8 protein-coding genes are annotated in these 12,986 nt (G+C 73.1%); 3 read left to right on the top strand and 5 right to left on the bottom strand.

Features of this window, described 5'->3' with window-relative positions:
• Positions 1 to 50 precede the first annotated feature (50 nt).
• The gene (locus ACI1MP_RS12535; RefSeq protein ID WP_404868688.1) at positions 51 to 2,075 is read right to left on the bottom strand and encodes a M3 family metallopeptidase; all 2,025 of its coding nucleotides are present in this window, start codon (positions 2,073 to 2,075) and stop codon (positions 51 to 53) included.
• A 156-nt stretch (positions 2,076 to 2,231) separates the two neighbouring features.
• Here ACI1MP_RS12535 and ACI1MP_RS12540 point away from each other — a divergent pair, with 156 nt between their 5' ends.
• On the top strand, positions 2,232 to 3,920 hold the full coding sequence (locus ACI1MP_RS12540) for a bifunctional 3'-5' exonuclease/DNA polymerase (protein WP_404868689.1): 1,689 nt from the start codon (positions 2,232 to 2,234) through the stop codon (positions 3,918 to 3,920).
• A 12-nt stretch (positions 3,921 to 3,932) separates the two neighbouring features.
• Here ACI1MP_RS12540 and ACI1MP_RS12545 read toward each other — a convergent pair whose 3' ends face one another.
• Positions 3,933 to 5,117: a PP2C family protein-serine/threonine phosphatase gene (locus ACI1MP_RS12545; RefSeq protein ID WP_380344376.1), complete on the bottom strand. Its 1,185-nt coding sequence runs from the start codon at positions 5,115 to 5,117 to the stop codon at positions 3,933 to 3,935.
• A gap of 262 nt (positions 5,118 to 5,379) precedes the next feature.
• On the opposite strand from ACI1MP_RS12545, the gene ACI1MP_RS12550 reads away from it, so the two are divergent.
• Both ACI1MP_RS12550 and ACI1MP_RS12555 read left to right on the top strand, forming a co-directional pair.
• Positions 5,380 to 5,598 (top strand): heavy-metal-associated domain-containing protein, encoded by a 219-nt coding sequence (locus ACI1MP_RS12550; protein ID WP_380344373.1) that lies wholly within the window; start codon positions 5,380 to 5,382, stop codon positions 5,596 to 5,598.
• Positions 5,599 to 5,663: 65 nt separating this feature from the next.
• Positions 5,664 to 7,919: a heavy metal translocating P-type ATPase gene (locus tag ACI1MP_RS12555; protein ID WP_404868690.1), complete on the top strand. Its 2,256-nt coding sequence runs from the start codon at positions 5,664 to 5,666 to the stop codon at positions 7,917 to 7,919.
• A 17-nt stretch (positions 7,920 to 7,936) separates the two neighbouring features.
• On the opposite strand, the gene ACI1MP_RS12560 is transcribed toward ACI1MP_RS12555, so the two are convergent.
• The 3 genes from ACI1MP_RS12560 to ACI1MP_RS12570 form a co-directional block, all read right to left on the bottom strand.
• Complete coding sequence (locus ACI1MP_RS12560; RefSeq protein ID WP_100590213.1) at positions 7,937 to 8,656, bottom strand: SDR family NAD(P)-dependent oxidoreductase; 720 nt, start codon at positions 8,654 to 8,656, stop codon at positions 7,937 to 7,939.
• Positions 8,657 to 9,125: 469 nt separating this feature from the next.
• Complete coding sequence (locus ACI1MP_RS12565) at positions 9,126 to 10,415, bottom strand: citrate synthase (RefSeq protein WP_380344722.1); 1,290 nt, start codon at positions 10,413 to 10,415, stop codon at positions 9,126 to 9,128.
• A gap of 185 nt (positions 10,416 to 10,600) precedes the next feature.
• Positions 10,601 to 12,841 (bottom strand): ATP-dependent RecD-like DNA helicase, encoded by a 2,241-nt coding sequence (locus ACI1MP_RS12570; RefSeq protein WP_387994411.1) that lies wholly within the window; start codon positions 12,839 to 12,841, stop codon positions 10,601 to 10,603.
• Between the last annotated feature and the right edge of the window lie 145 nt (positions 12,842 to 12,986).

Genomic DNA, 12,986 nt, shown 5'->3' on the forward strand with positions numbered 1-12,986 from the left:
GCGTCGTCGGTCAGGTCCGCCCGACTCGCAGCGGCCCCGTGACGGACGGCCTACTTCAGCCCGCGCCGAGCAAGCAGCGGTTCGATCGAGGGCTCCCGCTCCAGCACCGCCCGCACGGAGTCCATCGCGTCCCGGCTGCCGCCCCGCGACAGCAGCTCGGCCCGGAACAGCTCGCCGCTCTCCCGCACCGGTCGCCCGTTGCCGCCGAACCACTCCACCGTGTCGGCGTCCAGCACCTCCGACCAGATGTACGCGTAGTACCCAGCGCTGTAGCCGTTCGAGAACACGTGGTTGAAGTACCCGGTGCGGTACCGCGGCGGCACCGTCGCCATCGCGACGCCCGCCTCGGCCAGCGCCTGCGCCTCGAACGCCTCCGCGTCCTCGACGGTCGCCCCGGCGGGCAGCGAGTGCCACGCCCAGTCGAGCAGGGCGGCGGCCAGGTACTCGACCGTCCGGAAGCCCTGTCCGTAGTTCTCGGCGGCCAGCATCCGCTGCACCGTCTCGGCGGGCAGCGGCTCACCGGTGACGTGGTGCCGGGCGTAGTTGGCCAGCACTTCGGGGCGGGTCATCCACATCTCGTTGACCTGGGACGGGAATTCGACGAAGTCCCGCGGCACCTCGGTGCCCGCGAACAGCGGGTACTGCACGTCCGAGAACAGGCCGTGCAGCGCGTGCCCGAACTCGTGGAACAGCGTCCGCACCTCGTCCCAGCTGAGCAGCGCCGGCTCCCCGGCGGCGGGGCGGCCGATGTTGAGGTTGTTGACCACCACCGGCTTCTGGCCCAGCAGCCGGGACTGCGAGACCAGTTCGTTCATCCACGCGCCGCCGCGCTTGGACTCGCGGGCGTAGAAGTCCCCGATGAACAGGCCGAGGGCGGACCCGTCGGCGTCCGTCACCTCGAAAACCCGGGCGTCGGGGTGGTAGGCCGTCAGTTCGGGCCGCTCGGTGAACCGCAGGCCGTAGGCCAGGCCGGCCGCGAAGAACACGCCGTCCTGGAGCACCCGCTCCAGCTCGAAGTAGGGGCGAAGCGCCGCGGTGTCCACGTCGTAGCGCTCGGCGCGCACCTTCTCGGCGTAGAACGCCCAGTCGTGGGCGGCGAGTTCGGCGACCCCGTCGGCGGCCGCGGCGGCCGCCAGCTCGGCGGCCTCGCGCTGCGCGTTGGCGACGGCGGGCCCGACCAGCCGGCCGAGCATCGCGCCGACCGCCTCGACGGTGCCGGCGGTCTCGTCGGCGACCACGTACGCCGCGTGGCTGGCGTGGCCGAGCAGCGCGGCGCGTTCGGCGCGCAGTGCGGCCATCCGGGCGGCCAGCGGGCCGTTGGTGTCCAGGCCGCGCCGCAGCGAGGCGGTGAGCAGCCGCTCGCGCAGCGCCCGGTCGGTGAGCTGGTCGAGTTCGGTCTGGTTGGAGAAGTTCTTCAGGCTGAGCACCCAGCGGCCGTCGTGGCCGAGCGCGCGGGCGTTCTCGGCGGCGGAGGCGATCGCGCCGGCGGGCAGCCCGTCGAGCGCGTCGGCGCTGTCCACGACGATCGCGCCGGCCAGCGAGGCCTCGTGGGTGTTCCTGCGGAACGCGGCGGCGTCGGCGGCGAGTTGGGTGTTGATCTCGCGCAGTCGCTGCTGGCCGTCCTGGTCGAGGCGGGCGCCGGCCCGGACGAACGCGGTGTGGCGGCGCTCCAGCAGGCGCAGCGACTCGGCGTCCAGGCCGAGTTCGTGGCGGTCGTGGTGCAGGGCGTCGAGGCGGGCGAACAGCGCCGCGTCCAGGTGGATCGCGTCGTGGTGCGCGGCCAGCCGGGGGCTGATCTCGGCGTCGAGCTCCTGGACGACGGGGGTGGTGTCGGAGGCGTCCTGGTTCTCGAACACCACCCTCACCCGGCGCAGCACCGCACCGGAACGCTCCAGCGCCACCACGGTGTTGTCGAAGGTCGGCGGCTCCGGGTCGGCGACGATCGCGGCGATCTCGGCGAGCTGGTCGGCCATGCCGCGCTCGAATGCCGGACGGTAGTGCTCTTCCCGGATCTCGGCGAAGGGCGGAAGCTCGAACACCAGGGTGCTGGGCGAGAAGAAGGGGTTGTCGCTCATGTCCGCCGACCCTACGGGTCTCCGGGCCCCGGCGGAACACCGAACCCCCACCTGCGGGCCGCGTGCCGACTGTCACCGGCACCGGCTACCGTCGACAGGTCCCCCACCGCACGACCCCGAACGACCCCCGTCCCGAACCGGAAGGAGCCCCCGCCCGTGCGATACGCCCTGGTGCCCGACCCGCACGGCCCGGGCGGGCGGCTGCGCCCGCTGGCCGAGGACGGCGCCCCGCTCGGGCCGGCCGTGCAGGTGCCGAGGCTGGCCGAGGCGGTGGCCGCCGTGGAGGCCGAGCACGCGCCGCGCTGGGTGTGGCCGACGGCCGACACCGCGTACGGCCCGCTGCTGGCCGGGCTGCCGGAGCGGGTGGCGCGCTGCCACGACCTGCGGCTGACCGAGACGCTGCTGCTCGGCCACGAGGGCCGGTTCGGCGCGCCGCGTTCGCTCGGCGCGGCCTGGGCGCGGCTGCGCGGGCTGCCGGTGCCGGCCGACCTCCCGGAGGGCGCGCTGCCCGACGAGGACGGCCTGTTCGCCCCGGACCGGCTCCAACTCCCGCCCGGCACCGACGCGTTGGAGGCCACGGTGGCCGTCCACGCGGAGCAGCTGCGGCGGCTCGCGGCGATCGCCGACCCGGCGGCCCGGTCCCGGTTCCGGCTGCTGGTGGCGGCCGAGTCGGCGGGGGCGCTGCTGGCCTGCGAGATGGCGTACGACGGGCTGCCGTGGCGGGCCGACGTGCACGACGCGCTGCTGACCGAGCTGCTCGGCCCGCGCCCGACCATGCCGGGCACCCTGCCCGGGCGGCTGTCCGAGCTCGCCGTGGAGGTCCAACAGGCGCTCGGCGCCCGGCCGTTCAACCTGGACTCGCACACCCAGGTGATCAAGGCGTTCGCCGACCGCGGCATCCAGCTGTCCTCCACCCGCTCCCGGGAGCTGAAGGCGATCGACCACCCGGCGGCCGCCCTGATGGCCCGTTACAAGGAGCTGTCGCGGCTGCACACCGCGCACGGCTGGGCCTGGCAGGCGGCGTGGGCGCGCGGCGGCCGCTTCCGTCCCGAGTACGTGGTGGGCGGCGTGGTCACCGGCCGCTGGGCGTCCCGCGGCGGCGGCGCGCTGCAGATCCCGCGCACCCTGCGCCGCGCCGTGGTCGCCGACCCGGGCTGGCTGCTGGTGGTCGCGGACGCCGCGCAGCTGGAGCCGCGGGTGCTGGCCGCGATGTCCGGCGACCGCGGCCTGGCCCGCACCGCCGCCGGCGGCGACCTGTACGCGGCGCTCGCCGCCAGCGCCTTCCAGGGCGACCGGGAGAAGGCCAAGCTGGGCCTGCTGGGCGCGATGTACGGCCAGACGGGCGGCGGCATCGGCCCGCTGCTGAACACGCTGCGCCGCCGCTATCCGGCCGCGATGGGCTACGTGGAGGCCGCGGCCCGCACCGGCGAGGACGGCGGCGTGGTCTCCTCCCGCCTCGGCCGGGTCTGCCCGCCGCCCTCGGCGGACTGGCTGGACCTCACCGAGGCCCCGGAGCCCGGCGAGGCGGCCGGTCGCTCGGCCCGCGCCCGCGGCCGCTTCACCCGCAACTTCGTCATCCAGGGCAGCGGCGCCGACTGGGCGCTGGCCCTGCTGGCGGCGCTGCGCCGCCGGCTGTCCGCGCTGCACTCCGGCCCGGACCGCCCGCACCTGGTGTTCTTCCAGCACGACGAGGTGGTGGTGCACACCCCCGCCGACCTGGCCGACGCGGTGTCCGCCGAGGTCACCGCGGCCGCCGAGGAGGCCGCCGCCCTGGTCTTCGGCGACACCCCGGTCCGCTTCCCGCTCAGCACCGCCGTGGTCGACTGCTACGGCGACGCCAAGTGACCGCCGCCGCGCTCACCGCGCGGACGGGGCGGGCCGGGTGATCAGCAGCAGCAGCGCGTCGTCGCCGAGTCCGCCGCCGGTGTGCGCCAGCAGGTCGGCGTACAGGCGGGCGACGGCGGTGTCCAGGTCGGTGAGCGAGCGCCAGCCGTCCTTGACCAGCGGGCCGACGCGTTCGGCCAGCGGGTAGAAGGCGCCGGAGCGTCGGCCCTTGGCCTCGATCACGCCGTCCGTGCACAGCACCAGGACCTCCTGCGGGCCGAACGGGACGGCGGTGGAACAGGGCGCGCCGTCGGTGGCGAGGTCGCCGAGGCCGAGCGGCAGCCACGGGTCGGCGGCCTCCAGTTCCTCGGCGCGGCCGTCGGCGCGGACCCGGATCGGCGGGACGTGGCCGAGGTGCACCAGGTCGACGGGGCCGGAGGCGTGGAACTCGGCGAACAGCGCGGTGGTGAACTCCCCGTCGGCGACGTGCCGGTGCATGCTGGCCTCGATCCGGGCGGCGACGTCCGGCAGCCGTTCCTCGTCGTAGGCGGCCTCGCGGAACGCGCCGAGCACCACGGCGGCGGTCTGCACCGCGCCGAGGCCCTTGCCGCGGACGTCGCCGACCAGCACCCGGGTGCCGTGCGGGGTGTCCAGGACGGAGTACAGGTCGCCGCCGATCCGGGCGGCGTCCGCGGCGGAGACGTAGCGCACGGACAGCCGCAGCGGCCCGACGACCGGGTCGGGCTGGCTCAGCAATGCCCGCTGGGCGGCCTCCGCGACCGAGCTGACGGCGGCGAAGGCCGCGGCTCTTCGCATCCGCAGCTCGGCGACGAAGGCACTGAACGCGCTCAGCACGATGTAGCTGATCGTCGCGCCGAACAGGAAGCGGCTGTCGGACGGGACGGTGACCCGGTCGTAGTAGCGGTTGAGGGCGAACATCACCAGCAGGCCGAGCAGGCAGGTCATGAGCAGCTCGCGCGGTCTGAGGGTGAGTGCGGCGACGGACGGCACGACGACCATCAGCGGCGCGAGATAGGTGCCCGACCCGGCCAGCAGGTCGGCCAGCGTCACCAGGCCGATGGCCACCAGCGCGGGCGCGGCCCGCAGCAGCGGGGAGACGTCCTGCAGGTCGGCGGCGAGCAGCGCGCCCCGACGCCGGGTGGACGGCACGTCGTCGCTCCCGGTGGCCGCCGCGCGATCCCGGCGTCGAATGGGCACGTTTCGAACATATCGGACCTTCGTCCGCCCTGCCCCGCCCCACGAAGCGGGCGACGGCCGGGCGGCCCGACCGTTCGAAGCAGCGGGGCGGGGGCCGGTCGGGCGGCGGGCCGCCGGTCGTTGCGGGCGGGCGGCCCGTGCGGACTAGGCTCAAAGGCGGGCCGGGCCCCGCCGGTCGAGAATGTCGTCCACCCCTGGAAGGAATACCCCTGGGGGGTATGCTGTTGTCGTCGGTACAAGCAGCGAGCGCCCGGAGGCCACCATGTCCAGCACCGTCACCTACACCGTCAGCGGCATGAGCTGCGGCCACTGCGAGAAGGCCATCAACGGCGAGGTCTCCGGCCTGCCGGGCGTCACCGCCGTCGCCTCCGACGCCAAGGCCGGCACCGTCACCGTGACCGCCGAGTCCCCGCTCAGCGACGAGCAGATCGCCGCCGCCGTGGACGAGGCGGGCTACGAGCTGGTCGGCCGGACCGCCTGACCCGCCCGCGGGGACGGTCCGGCCCGTCCGGGCCGCCCCCCGCGCCGCCGAGAGAGAACGAGCCGATGAGCACCACCACCGATCCCGCCGCCCCGGCCGGTCCCCGGGAGCGCGTCGAACTGGCGATCGGCGGCATGACCTGCGCCTCCTGCGCCGCCCGGATCGAGAAGAAGCTGAACCGGATCGACGGCGTCGAGGCCAGCGTCAACTTCGCGACCGAGAAGGCCCGGGTGGACTTCGGCCCCGGCGTCACCGTCGCCGACCTGATCGCCGGTGTGGAGAAGACCGGCTACACCGCCGAACTCCCGCCCCCGCCGGCCCCCGAGCCCGAGGCACCCGCGTCGGAGGCCCCCCGGGATCCGCTGCGGGACCGGCTGCTGATCAGCGCCGTGCTCAGCCTCCCGGTGGTGCTGCTCTCGATGCTTCCGGCCCTGCAGTTCGACAACTGGCAGTGGCTGGCCTTCGCCCTCACCGGCCCCGTCGTGGTGTACGGCGGCCTGCCGTTCCACCGCGCCGCCTGGACCAACGCCCGGCACGGCGCCGCCACCATGGACACCCTGGTCTCGCTCGGCACCCTGGCCGCCTTCGGCTGGTCCGTGTGGGCCCTGTTCTGGGGCCGGGCCGGGATGCCCGGCATGCGGCACTCCTTCAGCTTCACCGTCGACCGCACCGGCGCCTCCTCCACCCTGTACCTGGAGACCGCGGCCGCCGTCACCGCCCTGATCCTGCTCGGCCGCTGGCTGGAGGCCCGCTCCAAGCGCCGCGCGGGCGCCGCCCTGCACGCCCTGCTGGACCTCGGTGCCAAGGACGTGGCGGTGCTGCGCGGCGGCCGGGAGACCCGTGTCCCGGTCGATCAACTCGCCGTCGGCGACCGGTTCGTGGTCCGTCCCGGCGAGAAGATCGCCACCGACGGCACGGTCGTCGAGGGCAGCTCCGCCGTGGACGCCTCGATGCTGACCGGCGAGTCGGTGCCGGTCGAGGTCGCCGTCGGCGACCCCGTCACCGGCGCGACCGTCAACGCGGGCGGCCGGCTGGTGGTCGAGGCCACCAGGGTCGGCGCGGACACCCAGCTGGCCCGGATGGCGAAGCTGGTCGAGGACGCCCAGAACGGCAAGGCCGCCGCCCAGCGCCTCGCCGACCGGATCTCCGGCGTGTTCGTGCCCGCCGTCATCCTGATCGCCCTCGGCACCCTGGTCGTCTGGCTGTTGGCCACCGAGAGCCCCACCGAGGCGTTCACCGCCGCCGTCGCGGTGCTGATCATCGCCTGCCCCTGCGCCCTGGGCCTGGCCACCCCGACCGCCCTGATGGTCGGCACCGGACGCGGCGCCCAGCTGGGCATCCTGATCAAGGGCCCCGAGGTCCTGGAGAACACCCGCAAGGTCGACACCATCGTGCTGGACAAGACCGGCACCGTGACCACCGGCCGGATGACCCTGGTCGGCGTCCACACCGCCGAGAACGCCACCGAGGACGAGGCGCTGCGGCTGGCCGGCGCGCTGGAGCACGCCTCCGAGCACCCGATCGCCCAGGCCGTGGCCACCGCCGCACAGGAGAGGTTCGGCACGCTGGAGCCGGTCGACGGCTTCGAGAACGTCCCGGGCCTGGGCGTCCGCGGCACCGTCGACGGCCACGCGGTGGCCGCCGGACGCGAGGCGCTGCTCGTCGGCACACCCCTTCCGCCCGCCCTCGCCGAGGCCGGGGCCGCCGCCGAGCGGGCCGGCCGGACCGCGATCGCGGTCGGCTGGGACGGCGCGGCGCGGGCCGTCCTGGAGGTCGCCGACGCAGTGAAGCCGACCAGCGCGGAGGCGATCGCCGAACTGCGGGCGCTGGGCCTGCGCCCCGTGCTGCTGACCGGTGACAACCGGCTGGTGGCGGAGTCGGTGGCGGCCGAGGTCGGCATCCCCGCCGAGGACGTGATCGCCGAGGTACTGCCCGAGGACAAGGTCGCCACCGTACGGCGGCTGCAGGCCGAGGGCCGCACCGTCGCAATGGTCGGCGACGGCGTCAACGACGCCGCCGCCCTCGCCCAGGCCGACCTGGGCCTGGCCATCGGCACCGGCACCGACGCCGCCATCGAGGCCGCCGACCTCACCCTCGTACGCGGCGACCTGCGCTCGGCCGCCGACGCGATCCGCCTCTCCCGCCGCACCCTCGCCACCATCAAGGGCAACCTGTTCTGGGCCTTCGCCTACAACGTCGCGGCCCTGCCGCTCGCCGCGACCGGCCTGCTCAACCCCATGATCGCAGGAGCGGCCATGGCCTTCTCCTCGGTCTTCGTGGTCGGCAACAGCCTGCGGCTGCGCAAGTTCCGACCGGCCTGACCGACCGGCCGGGGGCCTCAACGGCCGAGCAGCTCGCCGCCGTTGCAGTGCAGGATCTCGCCGGTGATGAAGCCGGCCTCCTCGGAGGCGAGGAAGCACACCGCGGCGGCGACCTCCCCGGACTCGCCGATCCGGCCGAGCAGGGTGCGCGCCGAGCGGCGGGCGACCTCCGCCTCGTCCAGGCGCGGCCCGAAGAACTCGGTGCCCGCCACCGTGCCGGGCGCCACGATGTTGGCGGTGATGCCGGACGGGCCGACCTGGGCGGCCAGGAAGTTGTTCCAGGCGTGCAGCGAGGCCTTCGCCGCCCCGTACGAGCCGGCGCCGCGCAGCGCGGCGATCGAGGAGACGGTGACGACCCGGCCGGAGCCGGGGGTGAGCCGGTCGCGGATGGACTCGGTGAGCAGCACCACGGTGAGCACGTTGCGTTCGAAGTCGCCGCGCCAGCGGGCCAGCACGGCGTGCGGGCCGGCGCCGAACACGGTCTCCCGGCTGCCGGCGTTGTTGACCAGCACGTCGATCCGGGCGGGCAGCGCGGCCAGCGCGGCCTCCACGGCGTCGGGGTCGGCCAGGTCGCACACCAGCGGGGTGACGTTGGGGCCGAGTTCCGCGGCGGCGTGGTCGAGGACCCCGGGGCGGCGGCCGACGATCACCACCCGCTCGCCCGCCTCGGCGAAGCGCCGGGCCACCTCAAAGCCGATGCCGGTGCCTCCACCGGTGACAACAACGTTCCTGGCCATGGCGCACTCCCTCCCTGACCGTTCACCGCTCCGCGGATGGCAGGCGGTCCGTACCGGATTGCCACGATTCTTATCACGCTGGGTTGCGGTGTCTGCGGGGTGGGTGACGCCGCGCGCTCGCCGTGCGGTGTGATATGCGCTCCGCCGTACGGGTGCGCAGATGCACACGGAGAGTGGAGAGAGGCAACTCACACCCCCCTGGCGTAACTCTGCGCCCCCTGTTACGTCTTACCTTTTGTAGAGCGGGGCTCCGGCGGGCCCCGGACGGTCGTCGATTCGTCGACGGCCCTCGCGCACGGCGCCGGGCCGGATCCGGGAGCCCGGGGATTGCTTTGAGCGGCCGTTCCCCACCCGGGGTCGTCCCGGGCGCCGTGCGCCCCACTCTCACAGACTCAAAAAAGGGGCCCGGCCCCCGCCTCCCTCATCGGGTGGCAGGGGGCCGGGCCCCTTCCGCGTGGGTGCGACTCGCTCAGCGCGCGTCGAGCGGCACGTAGTCGCGGATCTCGACGCCGGTGTAGATCTGCCGCGGGCGGCCGATCCGGCTGGTCGGGTCCTTGATCATCTCGTGCCAGTGGGCGATCCAGCCGGGCAGCCGGCCGAGCGCGAACAGCACGGTGAACATGCTGGTCGGGAAGCCCATGGCGCGGTAGATCAGGCCCGTGTAGAAGTCCACGTTCGGGTAGAGCTTGCGCGAGACGAAGAAGTCGTCCTTGAGCGCGTGCTCCTCCAGCTTGAGGGCGATCTCCAGCAGCTCGTCGGACTTGCCGAGCTGGGCCAGCACCTCGTGGGCGAGCACCTTGACCTGCGCGGCGCGCGGGTCGAACGCCTTGTAGACGCGGTGGCCGAAGCCCATCAGCTTGACGCCGTCCTCGCGGTTCTTCACCTTGCGGATGAAGGCGTCGACGTCGCCGCCGTCGTTCTTGATCTGCTCCAGCATCTCCAGCACGGCCTGGTTGGCGCCGCCGTGCAGCGGGCCCCAGAGCGCCGAGATGCCCGCCGAGATCGAGGCGAACAGGTTGGCGTGCGAGGAGCCGACCAGGCGCACCGTCGAGGTGGAGCAGTTCTGCTCGTGGTCGGCGTGCAGGATGAGCAGCTTGTCCAGGGCGTTGACCACGACCGGGTTCAGCTCGTAGTCCTCGGCCGGGACGGCGAAGGTCATCCGCAGGAAGTTCTCGACGTAGCCGAGGTCGTTGCGCGGGTAGACGAAGGGCTGGCCCACCGCCTTCTTGTACGCGTACGCCGCGATTGTCGGCAGCTTCGCCAGCAGGCGCACCGTCGACAGGTGGCGCTGGTCCGCGTCGAACGGGTTGTGGCTCTCCGGGTAGAAGGTGGAGAGCGCGCCGACCACCGAGGACAGCATCGCCATCGGGTGGGCGTCCCGCGGGAAGCCCTGGAAGAAGCGCTTGACGTCCTCGTGCAGCAGGGTGTGCTGGGTGATCTCGTTGTTGAACGTGGCCAGCTGGCCGGCGTTCGGCAGTTCACCGTTGATCAGCAGATAGGCGGTCTCGATGAAGTTGGCCTCACCGGCCAGCTGCTCGATCGGGTACCCGCGGTAACGCAGGATGCCGGCGTCACCGTCAATGAAGGTGATGGCGGACTTGTTGGCGGCGGTGTTGCCGAAACCGTTGTCCAGGGTGACCAGGCCGGTCTGCGGAAGCAGCTTCGAGATGTCGAAGCCGGCGTTGCCCGCAGTGCTCTCGACGACGGGGTACTCGTACTCGCCGTCCTGGTACCGCAGTACTACCGATTTGTCGCTCACGTCTTCCTCACCGACGAAATTTGATCCTCATCCGACTGCCCTGACTGTCTCAACGATCCCCCACCCGAAGGACGGCCGCGCACCGGGGGTGACCCCGGAAAGGACCAGGGCCTACAAACTCTGCTGCCGCAGCCGGTGCGAACCGGACAAGATCGGCACCAGACCAGGTTCCGCCCTAAATCTCTTCACGTCAAGACAACCTCTGGACGTACCGTACCCCCTGACCCGTGCCCCGCAGCCAATCTGTGGTCCAGCGCGGAGTGCCGCCGACCCGCGCTCACCGCCCGCACCGCCTGCCCGATCGCCTTCCGGGACCCCACCAGCACCACCAGCCTCTTCGCTCGCGTCACCGCGGTGTACAGCAGGTTGCGCTGGAGCATCGTCCACGCCGACGTCGTGACGGGAATCACCACCGCCGGGTACTCGCTGCCCTGCGAGCGGTGGATCGTCACCGCGTACGCGTGCGCCAACTCGTCCAGCTCGTCGAAGTCGTACGGCACCTCCTCGTCCTCGTCGGTCATCACCGTCAGCTTCTGGTCGTCCACACTGAGCGAGGTCACGACGCCCACTGTGCCGTTGAAGACGCCGCTGCGCCCCTTCTCGTAGTTGTTGCGGATCTGCGTGACCTTGTCGCCGACCCGGAACGTCCGCCCGCCGAAACGCCGTTCGGGCAGGCCCTCGCGGGCCGGCGTGACCGCCGACTGGAGCAGCGTGTTCAACGCGCCCGCCCCCGCCGGGCCGCGGTGCATCGGCGCCAGCACCTGGACGTCGCGCCGCGGATCCAGCCCGAACCGCTGCGGGATGCGCCGGGCCACCACGTCCACCGTCAGGCCGGCCGCGCGCTCCGCGTCGTCCTCCGCGAACAGGAAGAAGTCCGGCAGCCCCTCGGTCAGCGGCGGCAGACCCTCGTTGATCCGGTGCGCGTTCACCACCACGCCCGACTGCTGGGCCTGCCGGAAGATCCGGGTCAGCCGCACCGACGGGATCGGGCTGCCGGCCGACAGCAGGTCGCGCAGCACCTCGCCCGCGCCCACCGACGGCAGCTGGTCCACGTCCCCCACGAACAGCAGGTGCGCACCCGGCGCGACCGCCTTGACCAGCTTGTTCGCCAGGATCAGATCCAGCATCGACGCCTCGTCGACCACCACCAGGTCCGCGTCCAACGGCCGGTCCCGGTCGTACGCGGCGTCCCCGCCCGGCTTCAACTCCAGCAGCCGGTGCACCGTGGACGCCTCCGCGCCGGTCAGCTCCGCCAGCCGCTTCGCCGCCCGCCCGGTCGGCGCAGCCAGCACCACCTTCGCCCGCTTCGCCAACGCCAACTGCACGATCGACTTCACCGTGAACGACTTGCCGCAGCCCGGGCCGCCGGTCAGCACCGCGACCTTCTCGGTCAGCGCCAGCCGCACCGACTGCTCCTGCTCCGGGGCGAGTTCCGCACCCGTCCGCTTCGCCAACCAGCCCAGCGCGGCCGGCCAGTCCACGTCGCGGAACCACGGCATCCGGTCCTCGCCCGTCCGCAGCAGCCGCAGCAACTGGCCCGCCAGCGAGATCTCCGCCCGGTGGAACGGCACCAGGTACACCGCGGTGATCTCCAGGCCGTCCCCGCCCGGCAGCCGCTCGCGCACCACGCCCTCCGCCGCGACCAGCTCCGCCAGGCAGTCGATCACCAGCCCGACGTCCACCTGCAGCAGCTTCACGCCGTCCGCGATCAGCCGCTCCTCCGGCAGATAGCAGTGCCCCTGATCGGTCGACTGCGACAGCGCGTACTGCAGGCCCGCCTTCACCCGCTCCGGCGAATCGTGCGGAATCCCCACCGCCTGCGCGATCCGGTCCGCCGTCAGGAACCCGATGCCCCACACGTCCGACGCCAGCCGGTACGGCTGATTCTTCACCACCCCGATCGACGCGTCCGCGTACTGCTTGTAGATCCGCACCGCCAACGACGTCGACACCCCGACGCTCTGCAGGAAGACCATCACCTCCTTGATGGACTTCTGCTCCTCCCACGCCTTGGCGATCATCTTCGTCCGCTTCGGCCCCAGGCCCGGCACCTCGATCAGCCGCTTCGGCTCGTTCTCGATCACCTCCAGGGTCTCCACCCCGAACCGCTCCACGATCCGCTCCGCGAACCGCGGCCCGATGCCCTTGATCAACCCCGAGCCCAAGTACCGCTGGATGCCCTGCACGGTGGCCGGCAGCACCGTCGTGTAGTTCTCCACCGTGAACTGCCGCCCGTACTGCGGATGCGACCCCCACCGCCCGAACAACCGCAGGCTCTCCCCCACCTGCGCCCCGAGCAGCGCCCCCACCACCGTCAGCAGGTCGTTCGCCCCCCGCCCGGTGTCCACCCGCGCGACCGTATACCCCGTCTCCTCATTGGCGTACGTGATCCGCTCCAGGACCCCCTCCACCTGCGCAAGCTGCAACGGACACCTCACACCCAATCAGGACACATCGCACCGACGAACCTACCGCGAGCCACCGACACCCCTGCCCCGGGCGGAGGAACTGCCGCGACCGAGCACGACGGGGCCGTGCGCCGACGACGCACGACCCCGTTGCACTGTCCGA

It is taken from the genome of Kitasatospora griseola (assembly GCF_044999035.1).
GTDB classification, from domain to species: domain Bacteria; phylum Actinomycetota; class Actinomycetes; order Streptomycetales; family Streptomycetaceae; genus Kitasatospora; species Kitasatospora griseola.

Coding starts and splice junctions, on each gene's coding strand:
- ACI1MP_RS12535 (WP_404868688.1), bottom strand. CDS start 2,075: ATGAGCGACAACCCCTTCTTCTCGCCCAGCACCCTGGTGTTCGAGCTT.
- ACI1MP_RS12550 (WP_380344373.1), top strand. CDS start 5,380: ATGTCCAGCACCGTCACCTACACCGTCAGCGGCATGAGCTGCGGCCAC.
- ACI1MP_RS12555 (WP_404868690.1), top strand. CDS start 5,664: ATGAGCACCACCACCGATCCCGCCGCCCCGGCCGGTCCCCGGGAGCGC.
- ACI1MP_RS12560 (WP_100590213.1), bottom strand. CDS start 8,656: ATGGCCAGGAACGTTGTTGTCACCGGTGGAGGCACCGGCATCGGCTTT.